A 26,719-nucleotide genomic window follows, 5' to 3' on the forward strand; every position below is an offset into this window, starting at 1 on the left:
GTCGAAGTGCTTACCGGTTCAATTAAGGTATCGAATCTTGCAGGAATCGGTGCACGTACTTCATCATTTGCTTCTATTGCCGTAGTTGTCGTAGCGGTTGTTATAGATGCCGGTGCTGGTGCAGGTATTGCTACTACAGGAGCTGCTACTTCATTATTACCGGTAACATTATAATTCCAAATTTTTTCCATCACTATCTCTTTTACACTATCTTCAATATCATCATCACTAAATAATATATCAATAGCTTTTCCCTTATCTGCTTCCGTTTTAATATAAGTATTTTTTAAGTCATTAAAATATTTATCTGCTTTAGAGTAAGTCAATGTTTGGTTTACCCGCATTGCTGTAGTTAAGATTTTCTTAATTTCTTCTGTAGGTGCATAATCTAAAGGAGTTTTTCCTTGATCATCTGTAACATTGAAATCTGTACCTTGGGTAATTAAAAGCTTAATAGTTTTTACATTTCCTGCACGTACTTCGTTGTGTAAAGGGGTACTTCCATCCGGAAGTCTTTCATTATTAATATTATTTTCTGTTTTTTTTGGCATATAAATATCCTTTTTGAATTTAAATATTATTTTGTCGTGCGGGTATTATACACAATATTTTTAATTTCCGCAAGCTAATAGTTAACTTCTTAATTATTAATTAATAAAATTTAATATTTGAGGTAACGTGATTTTTAAATCGATGTCATCCCGTGATTTATTCACGGAATCCAGTTAAAAATATTAACGTTGTTAGTATTTTTAGTTGTCTTTTGGATCCCGTGGTGGGACCACGGGATGACACCGAATGGGTTTCCTAGTGCCACGTAGGCAATACCTCTCTACGAAAGTGAGAATGAAATTGATTGCTGTTGCTTTAAAACTAAGATTTTTTTGGATAAAACCAAACGAGGAGTAAACAGATTAGAAGACCGATATTTAAGAGTAGATTATACTCGGTCATAGAAATACCGAAGATTTTGATTGCGGGTTTAGTACAGGAAGTGATTGGCTGAGAGTAGAACATTTGCTTGATATGTTGTATAGACAAGCCTTTCGGGATACGGATCATCGATGAGCAAAGAGCACTTGGTTGTACTATCCCTCTTTCTACGAAGCTATGATAGGTTGATAATATGCAAGAGCTAAGGATAGTTAGGAGAATGAATATTAAAGTATATTTGCTTAATTGTCTGATGATTAAAGCAGTTAAGCAAATTTTGATTAGCGTTAAATAGGGAAACCTTTCGTAAACGCATAAAGGGCAGGGTGTATAATGGAATATATATTCAGCAATATAAGCGGTAGCAAGTGCTATTATAGAAATTGCAATTAGTCCTAAATGTAGAACTTTATAGCTATCTTTTCTGATGTAATTTATAATAGTAGTAAATGGCATGGGTTTTATTTTTTTAAGGAACGTCATTGCGAGCGACCAAAGGGAGCGTGGCAATCTCAGGATGTTTTACAAGATTGCCACGTCGCTTCGCTCCTCGCAATGACGTTAGTTTATTCTTTAAAATCGTAAAAAATTCAAGTGATATTTTACAAATAAATAAATTTAGTATATTGTCACTGATTATTAATTAAAGTGCAAGAAAAATAAATGTCAGAAATTTGGGAAGATGCTATTAAGTCAAACGCTTGGCCTTTTGTTGAGGCTAAGAAAATATTAGACAGCTTAAACGGTAAAGCTCCTGAAAAAAATTATGTATTATTTGAAACGGGTTATGGTCCTTCAGGTTTACCTCATATCGGTACTTTTGGTGAGAATGCTCGTATGGTGATGGTGCAGAAAGCGTTTGAGCAATTATCCGATATTCCGACTAAGCTAATTTGCTTTTCCGATGATATGGACGGGCTTCGTAAAGTACCAAGTAACATCCCGAATTCTGAAATGGTAGCCGGGTATATGGATATGCCGCTTACCTCTATCCCTGATCCATTTGGTGAATGTGAGAGTTATGGGCATTATATGAATGCAAAGCTTCGCTCATTCCTTGATAAATTCGGTTTTAAGTATGAATTTTATAGCAGTACTAACTGTTATAAGGCAGGTATGTTTGATGAAATGCTGATAAGAGTTCTAGAGAAATATGACGAAATAATGGAGCTGATGCTACCGACTTTTAGAGAAGAACGAAAAGCTACCTATTCGCCTTTCATGCCTATATGCCCGAAAACGGGTAAAGTGCTGCAAGTGCCTATAGAGAAATGGGATGCTAAAGCAGGTACTGTTACATATAAAGACGAGGACGGTAATTATATAGAAGTGCCGGTAACGGGAGGGCATTGTAAATTACAGTGGAAACCGGATTTTGGTATGCGTTGGGCTGCTCTTAAAGTCGATTATGAAATGTACGGCAAAGACCATCTAGCAAATGCTCGGCTTTATTCGGAAATTTGCCGAATCCTAGGAGGTAAGCCGCCGGTGCAGCTATGTTATGAGCTATTTTTAGATGAAAACGGTGAGAAAATCTCAAAATCAAAAGGTAATAGTATTAGTGTTGATGATTGGCTTAAATATGCTCCCGTTGAAAGTATGGCATTATTTATGTACCAAAATCCGACTAGAGCTAAGCGTTTGTTTTTTGATGTAATTCCTAAAAATGTTGATGAATATATTACTTTTAATCAGAAATATCATTTAGAAGAGGATAGGGCAAAGCGTTTTGCAAATCCAGTTTATCACATACATCACGGGAATGTACCGAAAATTGAGACTTTTGGTATTACCTATGGGTTGCTTTTAAATCTTACTTCTGTGTGTAATCCTTCCGATAAATCGGTACTTTGGGGATTTATTAGCAAATATGAGCCAAAAGCAACTCCAAAGACTAGTCCTTATCTTGACCACTTAGCAGAATTTGCTATAAGATATTATAATGACTTTATTAAAGCACATAAATCGTATTTAGCTCCTTCTGAAAAGCATAAGGTTATTTTACAAGATATATTAGATATGTTATCTAGCATATCTGATCAAACCGAAGCTGAAGCGATTCAGAAAGCAATATATGATATAGGAATGAAAGCAGGATATGAAAATCTGCGTGATTATTTCAAGGATCTATATCAGATATTGCTAGGACAAAGCGAAGGTCCAAGACTTGGGACTTTCATAAAGCTTTACGGTATAAAAGAAACTATAAAGCTGGTTGAAGGAAAGTTGTATACGTAGATAGAACTTCAAAAATTGGCTACGTCGTCCTACAAGTACTGCGGTGCTCACGTATTAAGTAACTGCTGCCGCTCCTCGTCTTGTGGACTTCTTGCTCTTTTTGAAGTTGATCTTCGTATACTTTCACGTTGTATTAATGTTATTCCTGCGTGGGCATCTAAGCGTCATTGCGAACGAACGAAGCGAGTGCAGCAATCTCAAGAATTTTGTATTGTTTCATGAGATTGCCACGTCAAGGCTTCGCCTTTCCTCGCAATGACGTTAAAATAAAAACTATTAACAAATGAATGAAATTTTTTGTAGTACGTTACCTATTTTTTTAATTACGCTTCTTGGTAGTATTATCAAAAATAAATGGTTAACTTCAGAAGAATTTTGGCGTGGTATTGAGAAATTATCGTATTTTGTACTATTTCCTGCCATGCTGTTTAATTACGTATCTACTGCCGACTTAAGCGTTGCATCGATAATTAAGTTAGTAGTGGCTCTTATTATTTCCACTATCCTTGTATCAATTGGTCTTATAATTTACCAAAAAAAATACAACATAGATAAAATCCAATTTACTTCCATTTTTCAAGGATCAATTCGTTATAATAGCTACATTTTTTTTGGAGTAAGTAGCCCGCTGCTTGGTCCTAGTGGGCTTTCTATTGTTGCCGTTATTTCTTCTTATATGATTATTTTTACCAATATTTTATCGGTAATGATTTTTGCTTATTATATCCCTAATAAATCCGTTACTAATACTATTAGAACTAGTTTTGTTTTAATGATGAAATTAATTGTGCGTAACCCGTTAATTATCGCAAGTTTAGTAGGGTTCGTTTTTAATTACTCAAATCTTGATTTACATTTAGGGCTTAAGAAAACACTAGATAGTCTTTCTAATGCTGCTTTAGCTATTGGTATGTTAAATGTTGGAGCAGGGCTTAATTTTACTATTAGGCGAGAGCTTTTACACAATGTAATATTTACAAGCTTTATTAAATTAGTTGCATTTCCTCTAGTTAGCGTAATAGTATTATGGTTAATGTCAATTGAGGGGATAGATAGATCGGTAGGAATATTATATAGCTGTCTTCCATGTGCAAGTACGGCTTATGTTCTATCTCGTCAGCTTGACGGTGATCCTGATTCTATGGCGTCGATTATAACATTTACTACTTTTTTCTCAGTGGTTACTATATCAATTATTATGTATGTAATGGGGTGAATTTACCACGTCATTGCGAGGAGAATTACATAGTAATTCGACGAAGCAATCTCAGGATATTTGACGAGATTGCCACGTCGCTTCGCTCCTCGCAATGACGATTCGGGTATCCGCGCAACAACGACTGTTCGCAATGACGGAAAATCAAAACAATAAAACAGGAATTTCTAAAATGGATGAAATGAATAAAATAAATTATGCTGAAGCCCTTGAATATCATGAAAAAGATAAACCGGGTAAAATCGCTATTTCTGCAACAAAGTCTTTAGTTACTCAGCAAGATTTATCGCTTGCATATTCACCGGGTGTAGCTGCTCCTTGCCTTGAAATTGCTAAAAATTTAGAGGATGTATATAAATATACCGCTTGCGGTAATTTAGTTGCCGTAATCTCTAACGGTACTGCCGTACTTGGGCTTGGTAATTTAGGAGCGGCTGCTTCAAAACCGGTAATGGAAGGAAAAGCCGTACTGTTCAAAAAATTTGCCGATATTGATGCAATTGACTTGGAAGTGAATACGGAAGATCCTGAAGAATTTATTAATGCCGTGAAATATCTCAGTTATAGTTTTGGGGGTATTAATCTTGAAGATATTAAAGCTCCTGAATGTTTTATTATAGAAGAAAAATTAAAATCTTTAATGGATATACCGGTCTTTCATGACGATCAGCATGGAACGGCGATTATTACCGCCGCAGGGCTAATAAATGCAGCATATCTTACTAATCGCAAGCTTGAAGATTTAAAAATCGTGGTTAATGGAGCAGGGGCTGCCGCTATTGCTTGCATTGATTTATTAATTGCTCTTGGAGTCGATAAATCAAAGATTATTTTATGTGATACAAAAGGTGTTGTGTACAAAGGACGCCTAGAAGGTATGAATAAATGGAAAGAGCTATATGCAAGCGATACTAAGGTTAGAACCTTAGCGGAAAGCTTAAATAATGCAGATGTATTTATAGGGTTATCAGTAAAAGGGGCGGTAACTAAAGAGATGGTGAAAGGGATGGCAAATAATCCGATTATTTTTGCTATGGCTAACCCTGATCCGGAAATTACTCCTGAAGATATAAAGCTTGTGCGGGATGATGCAATTATAGCAACAGGGCGTTCTGATTATAATAATCAGATTAATAATGTTATGGGATTTCCTTATATTTTTAGAGGAGCATTAGACGTAAGAGCGAGGACCATTAATACAGAAATGAAAATAGCAGCAGCAAAAGCTATTGCAGATTTAGCCCGTAGACCTGTACCGGAAGAGGTATATAAAGCTTACTCAGGGCGTAAGATGGTTTTCGGTAAGGAATACATCATTCCCGTACCGTTTGATCCTCGTTTAATTACCGTAGTAGCAGCAGCGGTTGCCGTTGCTGCAATAGCAAGCGGCGTTGCTAGAGTTAAAGATTTTAGTATAGGTAAATATAGGAAAGAATTGGGTAGTAGATTAAACCCTACTGCTAACTATATGAATTTCTTAGCTGAAAAAATTCATAATGCACTGCTTAAGCGGATTGTTTTTGCTGAAGGTGAAGAAGAAGAAGTAATTTCTGCCGCCCTTATGATGCGAGACGAGAAATACGGTCATCCGATTATAATTGGTCGTGTTGAGCGAATTGAGGCTACATTAAAAAAGATAGGTCAAGATATTAGCTTAGACGGAATTCAAATAATGAATGCAGCTTTAACTGATAGTTTAGAGAAATATATTGATTATTTATATAAAAGACTTCAGAGAAAAGGCTATTTATATCGTGATTGTGCTAAACTTGTTAAAACAGATAAGAATATTTTTGCTGCTTGTATGGTAGCTTGCGGTGACGGTGATGCTCTTTTAACCGGTGTTACTAAAAGCTATATCGATAGTTTAGAAGATATCATGAAAGTAATTTCGCCAAAACCTAATCGTAGAATCCTTGGCTATTCAATTATGATTGCTAAAGACAATAATATTATTATTTCTGATAATTGTATTACTGAATATCCAAACAGCTTAGAGCTTGCTCAAATAGCAACACAAACGGCAGAAATTGCTAAAAATATGGGAATTACCCCAAGAGTTGCTCTTCTTTCTTTTTCCAGCTTCGGTAATGCTTCTAAGGAAAAAACAGCTCGTATTCGTGAAGCAGTAAATATACTAGATAATTTTAGTAAAGACAAAGAAGAGCTGAGCGGCATGAAAGTAGATTTTGAATATGATGGAGAGATGTCGGTTAAGGTAGCTTTAGACGGTGATTTACGTAAATTATATAAATTTTGTAGATTATCAGGATCTGCAAATGTATTAATTATGCCTGGTTTAAATTCAGCGGCTATTTCTACTGAATTATTACAAGAATTTTCATCCAATAGCTTCATAGGTCCTATAACAAACGGTTTTGAAAAACCCGTTCAAATACTTCAAGCTACAGCAACAGCTAGTGAAATACTAAAAATAGCAACTTTTGCTTGCGTTGAGGCTATAAAAGAAGTTTAAGAGGCTATCTATAAATAAATTTTAACCGATAATTTAATTTTTTTTGCTGCGAATTATAAGATTTTTTTGAAATATGAATAACTATTCTTGCAAGAATCTTATCAATTAGCCTCTAAAATTATATTGTTTGTTAATATCAATTTCTGAATAAAATCTTAGGTCGTGCCTCCGTATTGCAGTTTAGAGTAAATAGTCTATAATCCTCAAACAGTAATAAGAGAGAATTATAGTTAAGGAGTTATGGCAAAAATAGATGTTAAGTGTAGATATTGTAACAACACAGAAGAAGTAATAAAGTCAGGATATTCAATTTCAAAACAACAGAGATATGGTCATGCCTCCATATTGCAGTTACGCCTATTAAAAAGCTATACGTTCAATAAGAGTACCAATAACCTTATCATGAATATCCAATGACTTGGAAAAGCAGATTGTCTTACGTGCAAGCCTCTTGCATCTCGTTCTAAGGTTCAAGTTACTTCGTTCTATCCGTTGAGTGTATTTTTTACTGATAATATGCTTTTTAGGGTCTAATAACCTAGCATAACTCCCCCATCCATCTGTATAGTAAAAAGTCACCTTGAAATTCTCTAGTTTTTTCAGTAATGATTCTAATGTGCTATCACATCTTGTACCAAACGTATAAGCAACTACTTTTAACGAAATCTTATCCAAGGCATACCAAAGCCATCGTTGTCTGGATTTATTCTGTACATAAGACCATTGTTCATCTATCTCAGGAGCAATAATTACTTCTGTTGTACTGATAGAATGATTTATTGTTTTTAATACTAGATTTTTTTAAAACACGGATAACTGTATTGATACCCACTTTTAATACTCTTACTGTATCTCTAACTCCAGAGCCGTTGATTGACATTTCTACTATTTGCTCCTTAACTCCAGGCTTAGATGCATTATTAATATACTCCAATTGAAAATATCGATTACACCGCTTGCATTGATATCTCTGTTGTTTTGAAATTGAATATCCTGACTTTATTACTTCTTCTGTGTTGTTACAATATCTACACTTAACATCTATTTTTGCCATAACTCCTTAACTATAATTCTCTCTTATTACTGTTTGAGGATTATAGACTATTTACTCTAAACTGCAATACGGAGGCACGACCCTCCAATTGAAAATATCGATTACACCGCTTGCATTGATATCTCTGTTGTTTTGAAATTGAATATCCTGACTTTATTACTTCTTCTGTGTTGTTACAATATCTACACTTAACATCTATTTTTGCCATAACTCCTTAACTATAATTCTCTCTTATTACTGTTTGAGGATTATAGACTATTTACTCTAAACTGCAATACGGAGGCACGACCAAGAAGTCTATTGAAACTAAATAGTTTGTATCATATGATGTTGTCACCAAAAGAAAATATTATATGTCTAATTCAGCTTTTTTAGTTGCATTTTTTACAACAATTATCCGTTATTATGATTATGCTTTATTCGGTTTATCGGCTAGTATTCTTGCACAAAATTTCTTACCTGATATAGAGCAGGATAAACAACTACTCGGTTTTTTTGCCATTCTTAGTGCAGCCGTTATAGTACGACCTTTAGGGTCTTTAATTTTTGGATTTATCGGAGATAAATACGGGCGTACTAAATCCATTAAGATATCAATGTTCATGAGTAGCATTTCTACCGGATTAATTGCTATTACTCCTTCCTTTGAGATGATAGGTATTTTTGCTACGGTAATACTAACATTATGTCGAATGTTTTTTTTAGCAAGCCTTGCCGGAGAAGTTGACGGAATAAAGGTTTATGTGGCTGAAAAAACAGGAGATAATAGGAAAAATTTAAATATAGGAATAGTTTCGTGTTGTAGCCAAATAGGTGCATTACTTGCGGCTATAGCTTATTATTATGCTAGTAATTCTGATATCCAGTATTTATGGCGTTTTAATTTCTTTATCGGTACAATATTTGGTTTATTTGCTATTTTGATGAGAAATTTTTTTAAAGAAAGTAGCGAGTTTTTAAGAAAATCATCGAAAAGTACGATAAAACAGATAATAAAGGATAATAAAACATCTTTTATAATAGCGTTACTAATAAACGGTGCTATTGGAGGAGTGTATCACTTTTTGGTAATTTTCTTAGGAGTTTTTTTAACAAAAATAGCTTTTGTAAATCATCCTGAAATAAGATTTATGAATATAGCTCTTACTACTACCTATGGAATATCAGCAGTTTTTGCAGGGCTGCTTGCCGATAAAATAAACCCTTTAAGACAGATTACATGGACTGTATTTGCTAGCATTATTGTTGCTTTAGGAATGCAAATAATGTTATACAAACAAATATTTAATATTCTCTGTCCCATTATATTAATAGGACTTGCAGCATTTTATGCAGTACCGCTACAAATTATTGTTCAATCTTTATTTAAGACTAATGTTAAAATGAGGCTTTATAGTCTATCTCATTCTTTTGGAGGTATTATTCTATCCTCAACTACTCCTTTCTTTAGTATGTTGTTGTGGCAAAATTTTAAGTCACTATCTCTAACTTTAAGCTTTTTTATATTTTTGCTTATAATATTAATGAGTACAGTGTTAGTTTTACGTAAGATGTTATCCTTACATGGATACTAAATCGTCATTGCAAGTGGGTATTGTTGCGTGGATACCCGAACCGTCATTGCGAGGAGCGAAGCGACGTGGTAATCCAAAAAAAAGTATAAATACAGCAAATTTTTGAAATTAAAAGCTCGCTTTATACTGGCTTCCCGCCTACGCGGGAAGGCGTTGTTGCATGGATACCGAGTCGTCATTGCGAGAAGAATTACACAGTAATTCGACGAAGCAAGGAAGAAAAAAATTCTGTATATTAGAATTTTTTTAATTACTTTTCTGGATTGCCGCGTCGCCTACGGCTCCTCGCAATGACGGTTCGGGTATCCACGCAACAATGCCACGCGGGAATGACATAAATGAGCCATGCAACAGACTCAAAACAAGATAGTAACATCAATTGTCTTAGATAACTCTTCCGTTTTTACTGCGACCTGTAGGTTTTATGCTAGGGCTACTTGAAGATTTGGAGCTTTGCTGTGCCTGTGTTCCAATTTGCTTCGCTTCTTTTGCTAAGTTTTCAAATTTGTCTTTTAAGCTTTTTGTATTGCCTTCTTTTATATGTGTATCTTCACTAGCTTCTATATAACTCTTAGTTTGCCTTTTAGGTGCATTATCTTTAGATTGAGCATGCTTAGAATGTTCTATTAAAAATTTTTTGTACGAGGTCTTATTAGTTCATTTCTCTTTCCCTGTACCTTTCTGTTTTTCTTCCTCCCATTTATCCCATTCCTCCGGTGATGTCCAGTATCTTGTTATTTTACTATCATCAAAGCCTTTTTCAAATTTGTTTATTAAATTTTGGTGCTATTCTCTTTAATTTCTTTACCTCGATTTTCAAACTCAAAATTTTTCTTAGGAGTTATATAGTCAGATTGAGTATTATTTTCATGTTGTTTTTCTACAGTCTGTTTCTTTTCTTCTGTCCAGTATTTTTTGATTTTGCTGTCAGAGTCTCAAATTTGTTATTCTATCTTTTATACCGGTAACTGCTCCTGTAGATATTTTATGTTGTTCTTGGGTTGATTGCTTAGTATGTTTCGTAGATGTATTTTAGATAATTCATAAGTAAAAGATTCTAAACAGATAAGTTCTTTTGAACTTTTTCTATATTGGAATTTAAATATTCTATTTCGGGTCCTTTATATTCTATTATATTTTTTAATGTGGTATTAATTTCTACAAAGATTCTTTAATCTCGTTATTAAACTTATCATCATTATTACTTATCTTACTACAATTAGTAGAAATTTTTTGGAGCTTATCTAATATATCATTAATTCTCATCTTTTTGAGAAGTCGATACCATACTTGCTAAAAATTCGCTTCTTCCTAAATTTCTATTAACATTACTTAAATATAGAGGTATGGTAGAGGCTTTAGTGTAATCTTGTGGAAATTTATCTATCTCTTCTTTAAATCTCTTTAAGAACTTTATTGTATCACCGAATATAGGATGAGTATTCCAGGAAAGAGCAGGAGGAGCCGGTATTGCTTCCTGCATTGGAGATGTATCTTTAGCTAACTCGTCATTAAATAAATTGCGTATTTTAGGTAATACATTGTCGATATTAACATGTCTCGGTGATGTATCTATAGATAGTTTTTCATTTTGTAGCTCAGATATATAATCATCTACTGCTTCTTTAATTTATCTAAAATGGCACTATTTTGGGAAGGAGTAGCATTCCGGTGTCATCCACTCTAAATCAGTATCAGTAGTTAGCATTCCGGTATCATCCCACTCTAAAAGCGATATTATCGCTTCTACGCTCCTCACGAGGATCAGTTAGTTTATAGTAGTTTTTATTTAACAAACGATCACGTGAATTTTCGCTCTTTTCATATTCCTTAATTTCTTCAAATATACCTAGTGTTTTATAAATATTATCTATTTCTTCTTGAGTAAGTCTTTCATTGCTTACTTCTTTTTGTTGGATAGATTTTTGTAGTTCTTTTTGTTGCCGTTAACTTATCTTTTGTTGTATTTGAATTTGATAAAATTTTCCTTGTGCTAAATCAAACTTCAATTAAATTAAGTAGAGCTGCTTTTTCCAAATGTGGTAGATAATTCTTCTTGACTTGAACCGATTCCTGAATCAATAGAAGAAGATCTAGAAACATTATTAGATTTAGGATTAATATTTGCTTGTTGTACATAAGATTTGCCGGCATCTATTAATATTTTATCAGTGAATTGTTCTAGTTCATTGAATGAGTTTTTCTAGTTTGCAAAAGTTCTGTTGAGGAATGTACTATTGCCGGTGAGATAACTTAGGTATAGAATCTTCAGGTATAGTTTCTAAAGAAGGAGAATATTTACCTGTTTCTTTCTGTAGTACTGATTCATTTTGCCTTATTAAATTTTATATTTTTTTAAATTTATTTTGCTAATTCTTCAGATAATATATCAATCTGGTTATTGTTATTACTTCGGCATATAAGACTAGAGCCTCCTTTATATTTTGCGAGATATTATCTGCATGATCTATTAATAACATCTTATATTAAATCTAATTCGCTTGAATTATTAGTATTACGGAAGTAATTTTATTTACTGATATACTTTTGCTGAGTATATTTTTAGAAGCTTCTATAAGTTCTTTTTTGCCCTTTCTCTTCTTTATTTTTTAACTCTTCAAATAAATTTTGTAAACCGTCTGAAAAATCTCCGGCATTATCAAGGTATAAAAATTTACTTCTTATAATCTCTTGTGCTTTTTGATTAGAAGCTTGTTGAACTTTTTGTTTCTCTTGCATTCTCTTAGAATGATATTTTTATCTAATGAATTAATCACATCATAAAAATTTTTCATTTTCATCTAATTTTTCTCTAGGTTCTTTATATTTTTGTAATCTTTCTCTTAATTTTGAAATTTATCCCATTCATGTTGTTCAAGAAAAAATTCCTCTATTTTTGTATTTTTAGCATTAGGGCTTCCTCCGCTACTCAGGATTTTATTTCTAGCTGCCTGTAATCTAGATGATTGATGAGAGTTGATATTATTAATCAAATCTAAAATTTCTTTTGATGTCTTATTAAATTCTTCATTATTAGTTGGATTTTTGATTGTTTTTGAATGCTTCCTTAATTTTATTATCTCTTCTTTAGCTAAGCTCTACTTTTTTGTTGACTGTGTGTTATAGCTTGTGCAGTTTTTTTTTGTGAGGTAAGTATTTTTTTATCTTGCTGTATATTTAAGTTACTTTTCCCTACTTTCTGAACAACTTCTTCCATCAATTGCAATAGATTAATGTTGCTCTTTATTTCTAATCCTTGCTCATTAGTGATCGGTAATGAATTACTTAGTCTTAATAATTCTGAAAAATCTGAAGAGGATATTAGGACATCAAGTTAGCTTTGTTTTTCTACCTTTTTCGTCTTCTTAAAGCCTTCAACTTTACCAATACTAATAGGTAGATTTTAAATAAATTTCTTTACTAGCACCTTGTATATTTTTATCAGTTGCCACTTTGTTTGCTACTTTGAAGTTAGCTTGTTGCTGAGAAACATACGGTCCAGGCTTTCTAGGGTCTATTTTGTTTATTAGAGCTTCTATAAAATTAGTTGTACGTGTTATAGCTAGTTTATCTGCTTCTAAAATATTATTTAAATTAGTATTTTTTATTAAATAAAGATTTCTTATTAGCCGGTCTAATTCATTCTTATGTTTCATAATTTCCCTCTATTAATAAAAATAAACCAAAATGTAATACCATTTATGTTAAATTAACAATACTAATAATTAGTATTAATTCAATATTTTAAATCTTGTTGCATTTGGCTTCAATAATATAATTTTATCATTTATTTTATCGTCTCAATAAGTTTTTTACTCCCTCAACTGATTTGTCGAATAATGCTTTTTCTTCTTTAGTTAGCTGTAGTTCTACTACTTTTATGACGCCTTCTTTACCTATAATAATAGGTAATCCGACATATAAATCATTAACCCCATATTCACCTTGTAGATAAGCGGCACAAGTTAGGAATTTGACGTTTATCTTTTAAATACGCTTCAAGCATTTCTATTGCTGAGGCTGCAGGGGCATAATAAGCAGAACCTGTTTTTAAGTAATGCAACAATCTCACCGCCGCCGTTTCTAGTACGATCGATTATTTTTTCAATATTCTCATTACTTGATAAGCCCATTTTTATTAGGTCGGGTATCGGTACGCCCGATATTGTAGAATATCTTGCAAGAGGTACCATTGCATCACCATGACCGCCGAGAACCGTGCTATTAACATTGCTCACCGATACTTTAAACTCTTGGGCAAGAAAAAGATTAAATCTTGATGAGTCAAGTACGCCTGCCATACCTATTACTTTATTATGAGGTAGTCCGCTTTCTTTAAGCATGACATATACCATAACATCAAGCGGATTGGTAATTACTATTACAAAAGCATTCGGAGCATATTTTTTTATATTTTGTGCTACGTCTTTCATAATTTTTGATTAACGCTAATTAAATCGTCTCTACTCATTCCGTTTTCTTGGTAAACCGGCAGTAATAATTATTGCATCAGACCCTTCAATATCTTTATAGTCGTTTGTGCCTTTATTTTGATATCAGATCCGGCTATTGTACCGGCTTGCATGAGATCCAATGCTTTTCCTTGCGGTACTCCTTCAGCCACATCAAATAACACGATATCACCGAGTTCTTTTAAGGCTAATTAAGTGAGCAAGCGTACCACCTATGTTACCGCTACCTATTAATGAGATTTTTGGATTTTTTTTCATTATTCCCTCTACAAATATTAAATATGCCTATTACTATATTACAAATAGATTCAAGAAAAAAGAATTTTTAAATTATATTATTAATTGGTTAATTCATAAAAATTAACCATTCACATTGACTTTATTAAAATAGATTAATATAATGCCGAATCGAAAATACCATGAAACATGGAATTTTAATAAAATAACTAAAAAAAAGAAGATAAATATGCCTAAAATTTCTAAGTTAATCAATATTTTTAAATCTTGTATAGAAGAGTAATGCAAAAGATGTAAAACCGTTCCAGATGTGTTTCATGATTTACGCATTAGTATTAACAATAGTCTTAATAGTAAAGATGTAAGCTTTGATACGGTAGATAGCCCAGAAAACAAAAGTACCTACATCATGTAACTGACCTAGTAGAACTTAAAGAGTTACTCAAAAAATATTGATCCTAATATACAAGATGAGAATGGTTATACTGCTTTAGAAGTTACAGGTAATTTTGAAAAAGCCAAAATGTTACTTGAATATGGTGCTACGGTGAATGACTATAAACAGATGGGTAAAGTATTATATTACTGTGGTCGTAACTCAGTAGAAAACAAAATTATTCTTTCACTATTAATGTATAATAATGCTAATACCAACTTTACAAAAGCAAACTTGGTAAGACAATGTAAAGAACCACATGAAGAGGCAGAGCGGTTAATAAAACGAATTGAAAAAATAAAGGGCTTAATATATCAAAGTAAAGAAGTAGAAACGTTAAGAGTATATGTTGATAGATTGCAGAACTTAAAAAAATAAATATGAAAAGCAAACCAAGATATTTCAAAAATAATATTAGATTATATTGAGAAAATCAAGAGAATGATAGTTTAAAAGCTAAACTTGTTACTACTTGTCAAAATCTAGGGTTAATCGAAGATTATTCGGAAGTAGCTCAAGAAAATGCATTATATAAGTGCTTGGATGAGGCTTTGATTTACTTGATCAAGGATTAATAGGAGAGGATGCTCAAAATACAGTAGTTTGAGCAACTATTACGTGGATCGATTTAGTGGTCAAGATCTTGTTGTATGGCTTGTTTTATGTCATTCCCGCGTGGATACCACCACGTCATTGCGAGCATTCGTCGAATTGCTACGTAATTCTTCTCGCAATGACGGAAAAGCAGGTCCACGCAACAACGCCAATGTCTTGCAGGATGATATACAAAACTATCAACGTTTTATCATCTTATTATAGTGTTCCGATAAAACTTTTACGCCGTATAGCCATAATAGACATACGATAATAAAACTAAACATCAATAAACCGGCTATGTCGTTATGTACGGCGTTCGGGAAAATACTAAAGGATATGAATTGAATAATAGCACCTATTGATTTACCGATTTTAGTACCCATAACATCAACGGCGGCTTTACCTTTGGTCTTCATTTCACTATCAAGCGGAATATATACCATTTCTTTAGTAGCATCAAAAAGTGAATATTTTACGGATTTGGAAAGTACATGCCAAAGTCCGCCGATAAAAACTATAACGACAAGCGGCGAACTATAGCCGAGAGTATTTACGATATTTCCTAGGTGATTTTCAAAAACCGTGAATGAAAAGAACATAACGCCTGCTCCAAACATCATAATCGGTGTTATAATAGCTCCCCAAAACCAGCCGCATATTCTAATTAAACTACTTCCTAAAAACGCACTAACTAGCGTGAGTACTCCCGTCCAAAAAAACACTTCACCGTGATAGGATATAAAATCCTTTGTAGCAGGATAGAGTTGTTTTACTTTTGACATCCATAATCCTTCTATTAGGCTAATACTCATAGAATAAGACATTACAAGAAGACAAATAAAACCGAGATATCTAGAAGTTAATATTACTTTTGCACTTTCGACTAAGCTTAATTTTAATATATCCGTTCTTTGATTTTTAAATTTAATATTTTTGTCTGCTTCTACGACTGATTTATCAATAAGTTTATGAAGAGCTAGACAAATTAATCCTGATATTAAAATAACCGTAATAAAGGATTTTAAAAGGATTTCATTTGTATCGTTTAGATGAGAAAATAAAGGTAATAAGAAATGCTCACTCTTAGCAAAATAAATAATTACTGTTCCTGAGATGAGTAAATTAGTTTGTCCAAATAAAGTAAAAAATGAGTAAAATCTCGGTGCTTCTTCGACTTTAGTAATTTTATTTGCAAGCTGCCAATATAAAAGAGTAAATACTATAACCGGCCATAATTCTCCCATAATATAAAATAATACTAAACTCCACTGTCCCCAAATTATTAAAAACCATTTTAAGTGAGGAAGAACAGTGATATAGTGCTTAATTAATTCAGGATCGGGATGAAAAAACTCTCTGTACGGAAATAAAATAAAGCCAAAAATTGCAAAGAAAAATAAAAAAGTGCCGGTAATTATCCTAAAAACTTGCTCTGTTGTCATAATATTACAGAGTTTAGAATAAAGAATAACAAATAAAATTCCCATCGGCATTTCGCCCCAAAGTTTGATAAAACTCAATACTTCCGAGCTAATTAAGGTAACAACAAAACTATCTTTAATACTACGAACTAAGTTTTGATTAAGTAGAATAAAAAACATTAGTAAAGCCATCGGGATGAATTTGGTTAATTCATACGATCTAATCGGCCATACTATATGCCTAAATTTACTGTTTCTGGCTTTATTCCAAATTGTGAAGTTAGAATCCACGGCATCCATTGATTTACTATGAGCTTATTTTTTTTAGTACCGGAGTGGATACTAGAGTCGTCATTGCGAGAAGAATTACGTAGTAATCGACGAAGCAATCTCAGGAGTATTATTTCATGAGATTGCCACGCAGCCTAAGGCTGCTCGCAATGACGGAAAAACCGTTCCACGCAACAAGACTTTTGCAGGGATGACCCCCAGCGTTTTTCAAAAACTGTCCGGCTATATTATTTTTTATGCAACCTAGACTATAATAAAAACTATGTCAAGATTTTTTAAAATAGTCTTATATTTTATTGTTAATTACATTTGTTATATACTCGATGAACTTGAAAAATTGGCTACGTCGTTCTACAAGATCTGTGGTGCTCACGTATTAAGTAACTGCTGCCGCTCTTTGTCTTGTGAACTCCTTACTCTTTTCTAAGTTGATCTTCGTATACCAACTATTCATTTACGCAGAGTATACTCAATCGCTGCTTTAATGAACTGAATAAATAACGGATGAGCTTCAAAAGGCTTAGATTTAAATTCCGGATGAAATTGTACTCCTACGAACCAACGAAGTTCCGGTAGTTCAATTATTTCTACAATCTCTTCATCCTTTGAAAAACCGCTAAATACTACTCCGTTTTTTTCAAAAATATTTTGAAATTCATTATTAAACTTATATCTATGACGATGTCGCTCATTTATTTCAAGGCTTTTATAAGCATTAGCTGCAATGGTATTTGCAACCAAACTACAAGGATAAGAGCCGAGCCTCATAGTCTTTTTTACATTTTCAATTGTTATTTTTGAGTCTTCACAGTTTTTATTTATTTTCTCAATAATTTTTGTACCGTCTACTTTGAATTCTTCCGTTACTGCATCTTTAATACCGATTAAGTTCTGAGCTATTTCGATCGTTGCAAGTTGCATACCGAAACATATTCCAAAAAAAGGTATGTTATTAGTACGGGCATATGTTATTGCTGTAATTTTTCCTTTAGTTGCCCGTTCTCCAAATCCGCCTGGTACTAAAATCCCATCTATATTTAATAATTTTTTATTAATATTCTCTTCAGTTAGATTTTCAGCATTTATCCATACTAAATCAATTTTGTATTTGTAATAAATACCTGCATGATCAAGTGCCTCGATTACTGATTTATAAGCATCTTTTAATTTATGATATTTAGCTATTATAGCGATTCTTACTTTTGAATTAGAATCTTTTAGCCTACCAATTATATCATACCATTTATCTAATTTGGACGGTACGACATTAATATTAAAAAATTTTAGTACTTTATTGTCAAGACCTGAATTATGATACGCAATCGGTACTAAATATATATTTTTTTGATCTATTGCCGGAATAACATACTCAGATTCTATATTACAAAATAAAGCTATTTTATCTATTTCGCTTTTTGAAATGTTACGTTCTGCACGACATACTAGTATATTAGGTGTAATGCCTATAGCACGTAATTCTTTAACTGAGTGTTGGGTAGGTTTTGTTTTTAATTCACGGGCGGTTTTAACATAAGGTAATAATGTTAAATGAATAAATAAACAATTTTCGTTTTTTAATTTGTTACCGATTTGTCTTATAGCTTCAAAAAACGGTAGACCTTCAATATCACCGACTGTACCACCTATTTCACAAATAATAAAATCAAAGCCCTTGGTGTTTGAAAGTATAAAATCTTTTATTATATTTGTAACATGCGGGATGATTTGAACGGTAACGCCGGTGTAATTTCCTAAACGCTCATCTTTAAGTAATTTTGAGTATATAGCTCCTGTTGTGATGCTGTCAAACTTGCACGAGGAAATTCCGGTAAAACGTTCATAATGTCCAAGATCTAGATCGGTTTCTGCTCCGTCATCCGTTACATATACTTCCCCATGTTCGTGAGGATTCATAGTCCCAGGGTCGACGTTAAGATAAGGGTCTAGTTTTCGTACGCAAACTTTAAATCCTTTTGCTTGTAGTAGCATAGCAAGAGATGCTGCCGTTAGACCTTTACCGAGTGATGAAACAACGCCGCCGGTAACAAAAATGAAACGTACCATTATTTATTATAAACCTAGTTTACTAATATTTTCGTAAAATTTTACTGCTTTTTTTAAGTCTTCTTCCGTATCTACGGAAATAGGAACATTCTCAACTAAACATGTACCTATAGTCATGCCGTTTTCAAGAACACGTAATTGTTCTAAACGTTCTGTTTTTTCTAAAAAAGTTGGCTTAAGAGATACAAATTTTTCTAAAGCGTTTTTGCGAAAACCATACATGCCTACATGATATAAAAATTCTTCTGCACCGTTTGGAATAAGACTACGCGAAAAATACAATGCTTTCCCCGCCGAGTCAACCGCTACGGTAACATTACTACTAGCTTCTACTGATTCCCTATCTACCTTTACTACCGGTGTAACAATATCGTACTCGCTGTTTTTTAAATATTCTATAATTTTCAAAATAGAGCTAGGTTCAATGAAAGGCATATCTCCCTGTACATTAACTATGTAATTAATGTTTTGATTATTTGGAATTAATTTAAAAGCTTCATAAGTACGATCAGTACCGGTTGGGATAGCACTATCCGTGAATATTACTTTTCCTCCGACTTTTTTAATAATATTTGCTATCTCTTCCGAGTCGGTCGCAACATATGTATGCTCAAGGTTAGCCTGATTCACTTGTTTGAATACCCGCTCGATTAAAGTTATAGAGCCGATAAGCTGCAGCGGTTTTTGTTTAAGCCTAGTTGAACTTAGCCTTGAGGGGATAATTATAGCCACATCCTGATGCTGCATAAACTTCCTATATATTAAATTAAAAAATAATTGTTGACAGATTAGCCTTTTTCGGCGATAAAGTAAAACATAATTTTTGAATATATTTTGTCATTGCGAGCGACTGCAAGGAGCGTGGCAATCTTAGGAAGTAGGACTCCTGAGATTGCTTCGTCAATTATTTCATAATTTCCTCGCAATGACGTAGGTTTTAATATATTTAAGAGCTCGTAGCTCAGTCGGTAGAGCATTTGACTTTTAATCAAAGGGTCCCGGGTTCGAATCCCGGCGAGCTCACCACATTTCTATTTGTGGGTTTGTAGCTCAGCTGGTTAGAGCACACGCCTGATAAGCGTGAGGTCGGAAGTTCAAGTCTTCTCAAACCCACCATTCAATCCACTAAGATCTATAATTACATATTTAAAGAAGAATAAGAAATATTAGATTAATCAATAATTTCTTTGTATAGATAACATTTTTTCTCGATGAGTCTTTTTAGAGGCAGGAAGAGGTTAGGGGGTAAATTATCAAGAGCAAACCACTGCCAGTTTTCTACTTTATGAGGCTCAAGGTTCTGTAATTCATGCTCATTTAAACAATTAGCTTTAAGGAAAATCGAGACATAATGCTTTTGTTCTTTTTCAAAAATATCGTTAGTCACCGCTATAAATTGTGGGTTTTCAATGATTAGATTTGTTTCTTCTAAAACTTCACGGATAGCACATTCTTCAAATGTTTCCCCAAATTCTAAATGTCCACCGGCAGGAGCATAACTAGACTCACCATGGGAACTAATACGTTTACCTAATAAAATTTCATTTCTATTATTAAAGATTAAAATACCGGTTCCAATGCGGGGGTGGTTAGTCATATCTAACTATTAACTCGTGATTGACTTATTAATAGCTTATGTTAGTTTCCAAATCAAATAAAAAATATTGCTTATTTAGATACCGTAAGCTATTTGTAGATTATATTTAATATTTACCTGTAGTTTATGAATTCTACTAATCACTCACAAAATAATAGCTTAACCATTTCTTGGCGTAAGCTTGGTATTTTATCCTTAGGGTTTGCGGGTTTATATTCGGTTATTTTGGTAGTATTACGTACTCCTCAATTAGCTGATTTTTTCCCAAATCCGCATATTTTCAAATCTGCTTTAATTATTCATGTTAATTTATCGGTATTGATTTGGTTATTGTCCGTTACAGCTAGTGTTTGGGGGTGTGAAACGTCATTGCGAGGAGAGGCAAAGCCTCGACGCGGCAATCTTAGGAATTTTGCACTGCTTCATGAGATTGCCACGCTCTCTACGTTCGCTCGCAATGACGTGTTTCGTCTTTACCCTAAACTCGCTTTTCTAGCTACTCTTCTAATCGCTATTTCTCCAATAGCGGGGCATAATCCGGTGATGAATAATTATATACCGATGCTTGAAAATATCGTCTTTATTTTGGGGTTAAGCTTATTTGGCGTTACGCTTTTATTATACGCTATAAATATTTTATATTTCTTCGATTGGACGAACTTAAATAATCTAGTTAATTTTACTATATTATCGACTATTATAATGTTTATTTTAAGCTTTGTTTGTTTTGGATTGTCTTATAAAGGCTTACAAAATATCATTCAAATTATTCCAATCGAGATAGAATTTTATTATGAATTACTTTTTTGGAGCGGAGGTCATTTATTACAATTTATATATACTCAAATATTAATATTTATTTGGATTGTCTTATTTCAGAAGCTAATAGGCAGAGAATTAAAATTCCAAAAATTTTATCTGTTCTTACTTTATTTGAATTTTATTTTTGGCATTATTGCAATATTTGGTCATGCGTTTTATGACATTATCGATAGAGCATTTAAAGAATTCTATACAAATCATATGAAATATCTAGGCGGCATTGCTCCTGTTTTATGTTTGGTCGGTATGGGGGGTGAGGGGGTATGTCACTGTACCGTCATTGCGAGCGACTGTAAGGAGCGTGGCAATCTCAGGATGTTTGCTGAGATTGCTTCGTCAATTGCTATGCAATTTTCTCGCAATGACGATATCACTAAAACCACCCTCCTGTGTTCTATTACTTTATTCCTACTTGGGGGGCTTATTGCCATGAACATCACCGGTATAAATGTAGTAATTCCTGCACATTATCACGGCTCTATAGTAGGGATTAGCATTGCTTGTATGGGGTATAGTTATTTGGGTATTGAGGGGCATCAACGTTATTGCGAGCGACTGAAAGGAGCGTGGCAATCTCATGAAGTAATACAAAAACTCCCGAGATTGCCACGTCGGCACTTTGTGCCTCCTCGCAATGACAATATTATCAATTTTACATTCTACCTCCTAACATTCGGGCAGATTCTGCACATACTCGGGCTAGCATTCGCCGGTGGTTATGGGGTTATGCGGAAAGACCCAAATAGTGTAATGCCGATGTCAGCTAAGCTATTAATGGGAATGATGGGCGGGGGAGGGCTTATTGCTATAGTAGGCGGCTTGATGTTTGTTTATATTTGTGGTAAAACAATGTTTTTAAAAAGTATAAAACTAGAACATGAGTAAACCAACTAGAGAAGAAGCTAAAGAAGCGGTAAGAACGTTACTAAAATTTATCGGTGAAGATCCAAATAGAGAAGGGTTACTTAAAACTCCCGAGAGAGTAATTAATAGCTATGAAGAGATATTTTCCGGTTATGAAAAAGATATAGCTGAGATATTAAGTACTAAATTTTACGATACTTGTAATTTTCAGGACTTTATCTCGTTGGAAGGCATAAAATTTACCTCTTTTTGCGAACATCATATGTTACCTTTTAACGGTACGGTACATATAGCTTATATTCCTGATAATTGTATTGTCGGCATAAGTAAGCTAGCACGAATAGTAAATATTTTTGCTAGAAGGTTACAAATTCAAGAAAAAATGACGGTACAAATAGCAGAAAGCGTACAGGAGAATTTAAAGCCACTTGGCGTTGCCGTTAAGATTTCTGCCCTGCATAGTTGTATGTCGATGCGTGGGGTGATGCAAGATAATAGCGTTATGAACACTATGCATTATACGGGTATATTTGCCGAACAGCAGAAATATCGCCAGGAGTTTTTGAATCTTACTGCTAAAAGGTAACCCGTAGCGTCATTGCGAGGAGCGAAGCGACGTGGCAATCTCAGGACTTTGGCATGAGATTGCTTCGTCAAAACTTACAGTTTTTCCTTGCAATGACGATTAGGCACCCACGCAGGCAATGCCTTCTCGCAATGACGGCAAAATACATTAAACTAAAAAAATTCTATGTTATTATCAAAATATTTTTTACCTGTTTTAAAGGAAGAGCCAAGTGAAGCTCAAGTAACTTCGCATAAATTAATGCTTAGAAGTGGAATGATTAGGCAGCAAGCGGCAGGTATTTATACATGGCTTCCGCTCGGCTTGAAAGTACTTAAGAATATCGAGAATATAGTACGCTCAAACATGAATAAAGCGGGAGCTTTAGAAGTTTTAATGCCTTGCATTCAACCGGCACATTTATGGATGGAATCGGGACGTTTTGATAATTACGGTAAGGAAATGCTGAAATTTCAAGATCGTCACGATAATACTTTACTATTTGGTCCTACTAATGAAGATATGATTACGGATATTTTCCGTCATAATATTAAGTCATATAAGGATTTGCCGAAAAATCTTTATCATATCCAATGGAAGTTTCGTGATGAGATTAGACCCCGTTTCGGTGTTATGAGAGGTCGGGAGTTTCTTATGAAAGATGCTTATTCTTTTGATATTAACGAAGAAAATGCCGTTAAGACCTATAACCAAATGTATAAGGCTTATATTAATACTTTCAGGGATTTAGGGGTGTTTGCTATCCCGGTTATTGCCGATAACGGTCCGATCGGCGGCAATTTAAGCCATGAGTTTCATATTATTGCCGAAACCGGTGAAAGCACTATTTATTATGATAAAAGATTTAAGACTTTAAAAGATAATCCTAATATTGATGTAGAGGAAATTAAAAGCTGGTACGCAGCAGCCGAAGAAAAGCATGATTTGAATAAATTGCCTATATCCGAACAAGAAATAACTAGCAGTAAAGGAATAGAAGTCGGGCATATTTTTTATATCGGCTCAAAATATTCGGTTAATATGAATGCTCTTATTAATGATGAACACGGTAAACTAACTCCCGTAGAAATGAGTTCTTACGGCATAGGTATTTCAAGGCTAGTTGCAGCTGTTATAGAAGCAAATTGCGATGAGAAAGGTATCATATGGCCTTCTAGCGTTGCTCCTTTTAAAGTATCTTTAATTAATTTGAATATCCATGATAGTAAATGTGTAGAGCTTGCGGCAAAAGCTTATAAAGAGCTATCAGATCAGAATATTGAAGTGTTATATGACGATACCGAAGCACGCCCGGGCAGTAAATTCGCAACACACGACCTTATCGGCTCACCTCATCAAATTATAATCGGTCCTAAAAAAGCAGCAGATGATATTGTTGAACTAAAAAACCGTAAAACCGCAGTGATTGAGGATATTGAGGTAGATGATTTATCTAAACAAAGCAAAGTTTTATTCATATAATTTGTTATGTTCAGGTTGTCCTCGATGGCATGAGTATGGTACATAATGCGAACCATAAGCGATAGAAATCTTTAATAAATCAAAGACTAATATAGTATTTTATAAAAAATTTTGAAAATATCTCTAAAATTGTAAAATTTTGTCGAACCTCTGAATAGTTGATTAAAATAAGGATTTCTCAATAATATTTGATTAGATGTACTATGTGGCAGGGGATATGGGACGTAATGCGAACCATAAGCGATAGAAATCCTTAATAAATCAAGGACTAATATAGTATTTTATAAAAAATTTTGAAAATATCTCTAAAATTGTAAAATTTTGTCGAACCTCTGAATAGCTTATTAAAATAAGGATTTCTCACCTAATATTTGACTAGATGTCCTATGTGGCTAGCCATATGGGATTCTAACCTCTAAACTATGTTATTAATTTTTGCAGGGTGAGCAAAATTAGCAAATCATAGTACTTTAGCTCAGAATAATTAAAACAGTTTTCTTCGTAGACAATGATAGTATCATATGATACTATCATATAATGAGTAACAGACCGCCTTTTCAGATAACTAATACAATCTTGGTATTACTACAAGATATTTCTTATGAGCTTGGTATTTTAGCCGGTAGCAAGCTTTATTCTCAGCCTATAAAACTTCGTAAAAATAATCAAATTAAAACCATCCACTCTTCTTTAGCAATTGAGGGAAATAGTTTAAGCGTAGAGCAGATAACCGATATAATAAATGGTAAGCGTGTACTTGCACCTGAAAAAGATATTTTAGAAGTAAATAATGCTATAAAATTATATAATGATCTGACTATATTTAATCCTTTTTCGGTTGAATCGTTATTAAAAGCACATGAGATATTAATGCAAGGATTAGTAGGAGATAACGGAAAGTGGCGTAAAGGTAACGCCGCTATATTTAAAGGCACAGAGATTGTACATTTTGCACCTCCGGCAAGTCGTGTATCCTTATTAATGCAGGATTTATTTGAGTTTATAAATCAAAATGATAGTACTTCCGGAATAATTAAAGCTTGTATATTTCACTATGAGTTTGAATTTATCCATCCTTTTTCAGACGGTAACGGGCGAATCGGTAGGTTATGGCAGCAGTTGCTACTAATGCGAACTAATAAAATTTTTGAATATATTTCCGTTGAAAGTTTGATAAGAAATAATCAAAGCGAATATTATAGGGTCTTAAGCAAATGTGATAAACTTGGCGAGTCAACTTTGTTTATCGAGTTTATGCTTGATAAAATAGTTGCAGCATTAAGATTATATAGTAATAATATAACATATGAGGCAAGTACTCCATTATATAGAATTGAATTTGCTAAGGTTAATTTAATAGATAAATGGTTTTCTAGAAAAGATTATACTAATATACATAAAAATATTTCTACGGCAACGGCTAGTAGAGATTTGTTATATGGTTTAGAGCAGGGGATACTAGAGAGTAAAGGCAACAAGAATCAGAGTTATTATAGGTATACTAACATAGAACTTTAAAAATTTGTTATGTCGTTTTATAAGCTCAATGATGCTGAACGTTTAATATACGCTCCGCTCATTGACTTATAAACTCCTTTGAGATAGTATTATAGGTATATTAAATATAATACGTAAAATATATGAATATATCTGCAACTGAGTTAAATAAAAATCCCGGAAAAATCATTGATCAAGCACTACGAGAGCCAATAGTCATTAATAAGCAAGGCAGACCTACCGTTGTTTTAGTAGACTATGAATATTTTACTAAACTTGAAGATGATTATTGGGGGAAAGCAGCAACAAATATTACAAAACAGCCGGAATGGTTATCAGCAAAAGAATCAGAAAAATTTCTTAAAGGCTAATGAAAGAAATAATTTTAGAAAAAAGGGTAATAAAAATATTAGAACGTTATCCCGAAAAGCATCAGCGTCAAATTAAAAACAAGATTCTCTCTTTAATGAATACTCCAGTACCACATGATAGTAAATTATTAGTAGGCTATCCCGATTTCTATAGATGCGATATTGGAGAATATAGAATAATTTATCGTTTTAATGAAACTACAATTTACGTGATATTGGTTGGCAAGCGTAATGATTCTGAAGTGTATAAGTTATTAAAAAATATTTTCTAATAAAATATATTGTAAGAGACATGAAAAATTTTATAAAATATTTATTTTTTACCGTTTTATATATAGTAGTAACAATAATAGTTGCTTATATGGTTTTGGCTCAAACTATTCCTAATGATGGGCAGTGTCATATGATGGATAGACCGCTTGTTATTCATTACATTTTAGCAGCAATTATTACCGCTTTACCGGCACTAATTTTAATATATAGTAGAAGTAAGAAAAAGAAGAAATAAATTA

24 protein-coding genes, 2 tRNA genes and 4 pseudogenes are annotated in these 26,719 nt (G+C 33.3%); 15 read left to right on the plus strand and 15 right to left on the minus strand.

Going from position 1 to position 26,719, the window contains the following annotated elements:
• On the minus strand, positions 1-551 hold a 551-nt coding region (locus ACNFN7_RS06045), incomplete at its 3' end, for an ankyrin repeat domain-containing protein (RefSeq protein ID WP_485441260.1).
• Positions 552-873: 322 nt separating this feature from the next.
• On the minus strand, positions 874-1,389 hold the full coding sequence (locus ACNFN7_RS06050) for a disulfide bond formation protein B (protein WP_485441261.1): 516 nt from the start codon (positions 1,387-1,389) through the stop codon (positions 874-876).
• A 207-nt stretch (positions 1,390-1,596) separates the two neighbouring features.
• Here ACNFN7_RS06050 and ACNFN7_RS06055 point away from each other — a divergent pair, with 207 nt between their 5' ends.
• The 4 genes from ACNFN7_RS06055 (at position 1,597) to ACNFN7_RS06070 (ending at position 7,280) form a co-directional block, all read left to right on the plus strand.
• Positions 1,597-3,171, plus strand: a complete 1,575-nt coding sequence (locus ACNFN7_RS06055; RefSeq protein ID WP_485441262.1) for a lysine--tRNA ligase — start codon at positions 1,597-1,599, stop codon at positions 3,169-3,171.
• A 283-nt stretch (positions 3,172-3,454) separates the two neighbouring features.
• Positions 3,455-4,387, plus strand: coding sequence for an AEC family transporter (locus ACNFN7_RS06060; protein ID WP_485441263.1), 933 nt, complete (start codon positions 3,455-3,457; stop codon positions 4,385-4,387).
• A 172-nt stretch (positions 4,388-4,559) separates the two neighbouring features.
• Positions 4,560-6,863, plus strand: a complete 2,304-nt coding sequence (locus ACNFN7_RS06065; protein ID WP_485441264.1) for an NADP-dependent malic enzyme — start codon at positions 4,560-4,562, stop codon at positions 6,861-6,863.
• A 240-nt stretch (positions 6,864-7,103) separates the two neighbouring features.
• A complete protein-coding gene (locus tag ACNFN7_RS06070) occupies positions 7,104-7,280 on the plus strand; it encodes a hypothetical protein (RefSeq protein ID WP_485440583.1) in 177 nt (58 codons plus the stop codon).
• Here the strand turns inward: ACNFN7_RS06070 and ACNFN7_RS06075 are convergent.
• Both ACNFN7_RS06075 and ACNFN7_RS06080 read right to left on the minus strand, forming a co-directional pair.
• Positions 7,224-7,917, minus strand: a pseudogene (locus ACNFN7_RS06075) (IS1 family transposase). The gene ACNFN7_RS06070 and the pseudogene ACNFN7_RS06075 sit on opposite strands and share 57 nt — an antisense overlap.
• A gap of 40 nt (positions 7,918-7,957) precedes the next feature.
• On the minus strand, positions 7,958-8,125 hold the full coding sequence (locus tag ACNFN7_RS06080) for an IS1 family transposase (RefSeq protein ID WP_485440582.1): 168 nt from the start codon (positions 8,123-8,125) through the stop codon (positions 7,958-7,960).
• A gap of 145 nt (positions 8,126-8,270) precedes the next feature.
• Here ACNFN7_RS06080 and ACNFN7_RS06085 point away from each other — a divergent pair, with 145 nt between their 5' ends.
• A complete protein-coding gene (locus tag ACNFN7_RS06085) occupies positions 8,271-9,491 on the plus strand; it encodes an MFS transporter (protein WP_485441265.1) in 1,221 nt (406 codons plus the stop codon).
• Positions 9,492-9,875: 384 nt separating this feature from the next.
• Here ACNFN7_RS06085 and ACNFN7_RS06090 read toward each other — a convergent pair whose 3' ends face one another.
• The 7 genes and pseudogenes from ACNFN7_RS06090 to mdh form a co-directional block, all read right to left on the minus strand.
• Complete coding sequence (locus ACNFN7_RS06090; RefSeq protein ID WP_485441388.1) at positions 9,876-10,055, minus strand: hypothetical protein; 180 nt, start codon at positions 10,053-10,055, stop codon at positions 9,876-9,878.
• Between the two features lie 93 nt (positions 10,056-10,148).
• A pseudogene (locus ACNFN7_RS06095) lies at positions 10,149-10,558 on the minus strand (hypothetical protein).
• Positions 10,549-10,779 (minus strand): annotated as a pseudogene (locus tag ACNFN7_RS06100) (hypothetical protein). Before ACNFN7_RS06100 ends, ACNFN7_RS06095 begins: the two co-directional pseudogenes overlap by 10 nt.
• A 1,274-nt stretch (positions 10,780-12,053) precedes the next feature.
• Positions 12,054-12,230 carry a hypothetical protein gene (locus tag ACNFN7_RS06105; RefSeq protein ID WP_485441266.1) on the minus strand — a complete coding sequence of 59 codons (177 nt, stop codon included), beginning with the start codon at positions 12,228-12,230 and terminating at the stop codon, positions 12,054-12,056.
• A 104-nt stretch (positions 12,231-12,334) separates the two neighbouring features.
• Positions 12,335-12,484 (minus strand): hypothetical protein, encoded by a 150-nt coding sequence (locus ACNFN7_RS06110; RefSeq protein ID WP_485441267.1) that lies wholly within the window; start codon positions 12,482-12,484, stop codon positions 12,335-12,337.
• A gap of 396 nt (positions 12,485-12,880) precedes the next feature.
• The gene (locus tag ACNFN7_RS06115; protein ID WP_485441268.1) at positions 12,881-13,147 is read right to left on the minus strand and encodes a hypothetical protein; all 267 of its coding nucleotides are present in this window, start codon (positions 13,145-13,147) and stop codon (positions 12,881-12,883) included.
• A 136-nt stretch (positions 13,148-13,283) separates the two neighbouring features.
• Positions 13,284-14,221, minus strand: a pseudogene (gene mdh / locus ACNFN7_RS06120) (malate dehydrogenase).
• A 502-nt stretch (positions 14,222-14,723) separates the two neighbouring features.
• On the opposite strand from mdh, the gene ACNFN7_RS06125 reads away from it, so the two are divergent.
• Positions 14,724-15,014 (plus strand): hypothetical protein, encoded by a 291-nt coding sequence (locus tag ACNFN7_RS06125; RefSeq protein ID WP_485441269.1) that lies wholly within the window; start codon positions 14,724-14,726, stop codon positions 15,012-15,014.
• 416 nt (positions 15,015-15,430) lie between these two features.
• Here the strand turns inward: ACNFN7_RS06125 and tlc2 are convergent, their stop codons facing one another.
• The 3 genes from tlc2 to ACNFN7_RS06140 all read right to left on the minus strand — a co-directional run bounded on the left by tlc2 (position 15,431) and on the right by ACNFN7_RS06140 (position 19,756).
• Complete coding sequence (gene tlc2 / locus ACNFN7_RS06130) at positions 15,431-16,954, minus strand: nucleotide exchange transporter Tlc2 (protein ID WP_485441270.1); 1,524 nt, start codon at positions 16,952-16,954, stop codon at positions 15,431-15,433.
• Positions 16,955-17,395: 441 nt separating this feature from the next.
• The gene (gene pyrG, locus ACNFN7_RS06135; protein ID WP_485441271.1) at positions 17,396-19,009 is read right to left on the minus strand and encodes a CTP synthase; all 1,614 of its coding nucleotides are present in this window, start codon (positions 19,007-19,009) and stop codon (positions 17,396-17,398) included.
• A gap of 6 nt (positions 19,010-19,015) precedes the next feature.
• Complete coding sequence (locus ACNFN7_RS06140) at positions 19,016-19,756, minus strand: 3-deoxy-manno-octulosonate cytidylyltransferase (protein ID WP_485441272.1); 741 nt, start codon at positions 19,754-19,756, stop codon at positions 19,016-19,018.
• Positions 19,757-19,959: 203 nt separating this feature from the next.
• On the opposite strand from ACNFN7_RS06140, the gene ACNFN7_RS06145 reads away from it, so the two are divergent.
• A tRNA-Lys gene (locus ACNFN7_RS06145) sits at positions 19,960-20,035 on the plus strand.
• A 13-nt stretch (positions 20,036-20,048) separates the two neighbouring features.
• Positions 20,049-20,125 (plus strand) — tRNA-Ile (locus tag ACNFN7_RS06150).
• Positions 20,126-20,180: 55 nt separating this feature from the next.
• On the opposite strand, the gene ACNFN7_RS06155 is transcribed toward ACNFN7_RS06150, so the two are convergent.
• A complete protein-coding gene (locus ACNFN7_RS06155) occupies positions 20,181-20,606 on the minus strand; it encodes a nucleotide triphosphate diphosphatase NUDT15 (protein WP_485441273.1) in 426 nt (141 codons plus the stop codon).
• Positions 20,607-20,732: 126 nt separating this feature from the next.
• On the opposite strand from ACNFN7_RS06155, the gene ACNFN7_RS06160 reads away from it, so the two are divergent.
• The 7 genes from ACNFN7_RS06160 (at position 20,733) to ACNFN7_RS06190 (ending at position 26,715) form a co-directional block, all read left to right on the plus strand.
• On the plus strand, positions 20,733-22,313 hold the full coding sequence (locus ACNFN7_RS06160; RefSeq protein WP_485441274.1) for a cbb3-type cytochrome c oxidase subunit I: 1,581 nt from the start codon (positions 20,733-20,735) through the stop codon (positions 22,311-22,313).
• Positions 22,306-22,878 carry a GTP cyclohydrolase I FolE gene (folE, locus tag ACNFN7_RS06165; RefSeq protein WP_485441275.1) on the plus strand — a complete coding sequence of 191 codons (573 nt, stop codon included), beginning with the start codon at positions 22,306-22,308 and terminating at the stop codon, positions 22,876-22,878. The genes ACNFN7_RS06160 and folE overlap by 8 nt, the downstream gene beginning before the upstream one ends.
• A gap of 165 nt (positions 22,879-23,043) precedes the next feature.
• Positions 23,044-24,339 (plus strand): proline--tRNA ligase, encoded by a 1,296-nt coding sequence (gene proS, locus ACNFN7_RS06170; RefSeq protein ID WP_485441276.1) that lies wholly within the window; start codon positions 23,044-23,046, stop codon positions 24,337-24,339.
• Positions 24,340-24,876: 537 nt separating this feature from the next.
• Complete coding sequence (locus tag ACNFN7_RS06175) at positions 24,877-25,857, plus strand: Fic family protein (RefSeq protein WP_485441277.1); 981 nt, start codon at positions 24,877-24,879, stop codon at positions 25,855-25,857.
• Positions 25,858-25,979: 122 nt separating this feature from the next.
• Positions 25,980-26,207, plus strand: coding sequence for a type II toxin-antitoxin system Phd/YefM family antitoxin (locus tag ACNFN7_RS06180; RefSeq protein ID WP_011270931.1), 228 nt, complete (start codon positions 25,980-25,982; stop codon positions 26,205-26,207).
• On the plus strand, positions 26,207-26,479 hold the full coding sequence (locus ACNFN7_RS06185) for a type II toxin-antitoxin system RelE family toxin (RefSeq protein WP_485441278.1): 273 nt from the start codon (positions 26,207-26,209) through the stop codon (positions 26,477-26,479). The genes ACNFN7_RS06180 and ACNFN7_RS06185 overlap by 1 nt, the downstream gene beginning before the upstream one ends.
• Before the next feature lie 20 nt (positions 26,480-26,499).
• Entirely contained in the window at positions 26,500-26,715 is a 216-nt protein-coding gene (locus ACNFN7_RS06190; RefSeq protein WP_041078059.1) for a hypothetical protein, read from the plus strand.
• Positions 26,716-26,719 lie beyond the last annotated feature (4 nt).

It is taken from the genome of Rickettsia sp. MAE-05 (assembly GCF_057319745.1).

Excerpts from the sequence above, each read along its gene's own strand:
- ACNFN7_RS06050 (WP_485441261.1), bottom strand. The coding sequence starts at position 1,389 with ATGCCATTTACTACTATTATAAATTACATCAGAAAAGATAGCTATAAA.
- ACNFN7_RS06055 (WP_485441262.1), top strand. The coding sequence starts at position 1,597 with ATGTCAGAAATTTGGGAAGATGCTATTAAGTCAAACGCTTGGCCTTTT.
- ACNFN7_RS06060 (WP_485441263.1), top strand. The coding sequence starts at position 3,455 with ATGAATGAAATTTTTTGTAGTACGTTACCTATTTTTTTAATTACGCTT.
- ACNFN7_RS06065 (WP_485441264.1), top strand. The coding sequence starts at position 4,560 with ATGGATGAAATGAATAAAATAAATTATGCTGAAGCCCTTGAATATCAT.
- ACNFN7_RS06070 (WP_485440583.1), top strand. The coding sequence starts at position 7,104 with ATGGCAAAAATAGATGTTAAGTGTAGATATTGTAACAACACAGAAGAA.
- ACNFN7_RS06080 (WP_485440582.1), bottom strand. The coding sequence starts at position 8,125 with ATGGCAAAAATAGATGTTAAGTGTAGATATTGTAACAACACAGAAGAA.
- ACNFN7_RS06085 (WP_485441265.1), top strand. The coding sequence starts at position 8,271 with ATGTCTAATTCAGCTTTTTTAGTTGCATTTTTTACAACAATTATCCGT.
- ACNFN7_RS06105 (WP_485441266.1), bottom strand. The coding sequence starts at position 12,230 with ATGCAAGAGAAACAAAAAGTTCAACAAGCTTCTAATCAAAAAGCACAA.
- ACNFN7_RS06115 (WP_485441268.1), bottom strand. The coding sequence starts at position 13,147 with ATGAAACATAAGAATGAATTAGACCGGCTAATAAGAAATCTTTATTTA.
- ACNFN7_RS06125 (WP_485441269.1), top strand. The coding sequence starts at position 14,724 with ATGTTACTTGAATATGGTGCTACGGTGAATGACTATAAACAGATGGGT.
- tlc2 (WP_485441270.1), bottom strand. The coding sequence starts at position 16,954 with ATGGATGCCGTGGATTCTAACTTCACAATTTGGAATAAAGCCAGAAAC.
- pyrG (WP_485441271.1), bottom strand. The coding sequence starts at position 19,009 with ATGGTACGTTTCATTTTTGTTACCGGCGGCGTTGTTTCATCACTCGGT.
- ACNFN7_RS06140 (WP_485441272.1), bottom strand. The coding sequence starts at position 19,756 with ATGCAGCATCAGGATGTGGCTATAATTATCCCCTCAAGGCTAAGTTCA.
- ACNFN7_RS06155 (WP_485441273.1), bottom strand. The coding sequence starts at position 20,606 with ATGACTAACCACCCCCGCATTGGAACCGGTATTTTAATCTTTAATAAT.
- ACNFN7_RS06160 (WP_485441274.1), top strand. The coding sequence starts at position 20,733 with ATGAATTCTACTAATCACTCACAAAATAATAGCTTAACCATTTCTTGG.
- folE (WP_485441275.1), top strand. The coding sequence starts at position 22,306 with ATGAGTAAACCAACTAGAGAAGAAGCTAAAGAAGCGGTAAGAACGTTA.
- proS (WP_485441276.1), top strand. The coding sequence starts at position 23,044 with ATGTTATTATCAAAATATTTTTTACCTGTTTTAAAGGAAGAGCCAAGT.
- ACNFN7_RS06175 (WP_485441277.1), top strand. The coding sequence starts at position 24,877 with ATGAGTAACAGACCGCCTTTTCAGATAACTAATACAATCTTGGTATTA.
- ACNFN7_RS06180 (WP_011270931.1), top strand. The coding sequence starts at position 25,980 with ATGAATATATCTGCAACTGAGTTAAATAAAAATCCCGGAAAAATCATT.
- ACNFN7_RS06185 (WP_485441278.1), top strand. The coding sequence starts at position 26,207 with ATGAAAGAAATAATTTTAGAAAAAAGGGTAATAAAAATATTAGAACGT.
- ACNFN7_RS06190 (WP_041078059.1), top strand. The coding sequence starts at position 26,500 with ATGAAAAATTTTATAAAATATTTATTTTTTACCGTTTTATATATAGTA.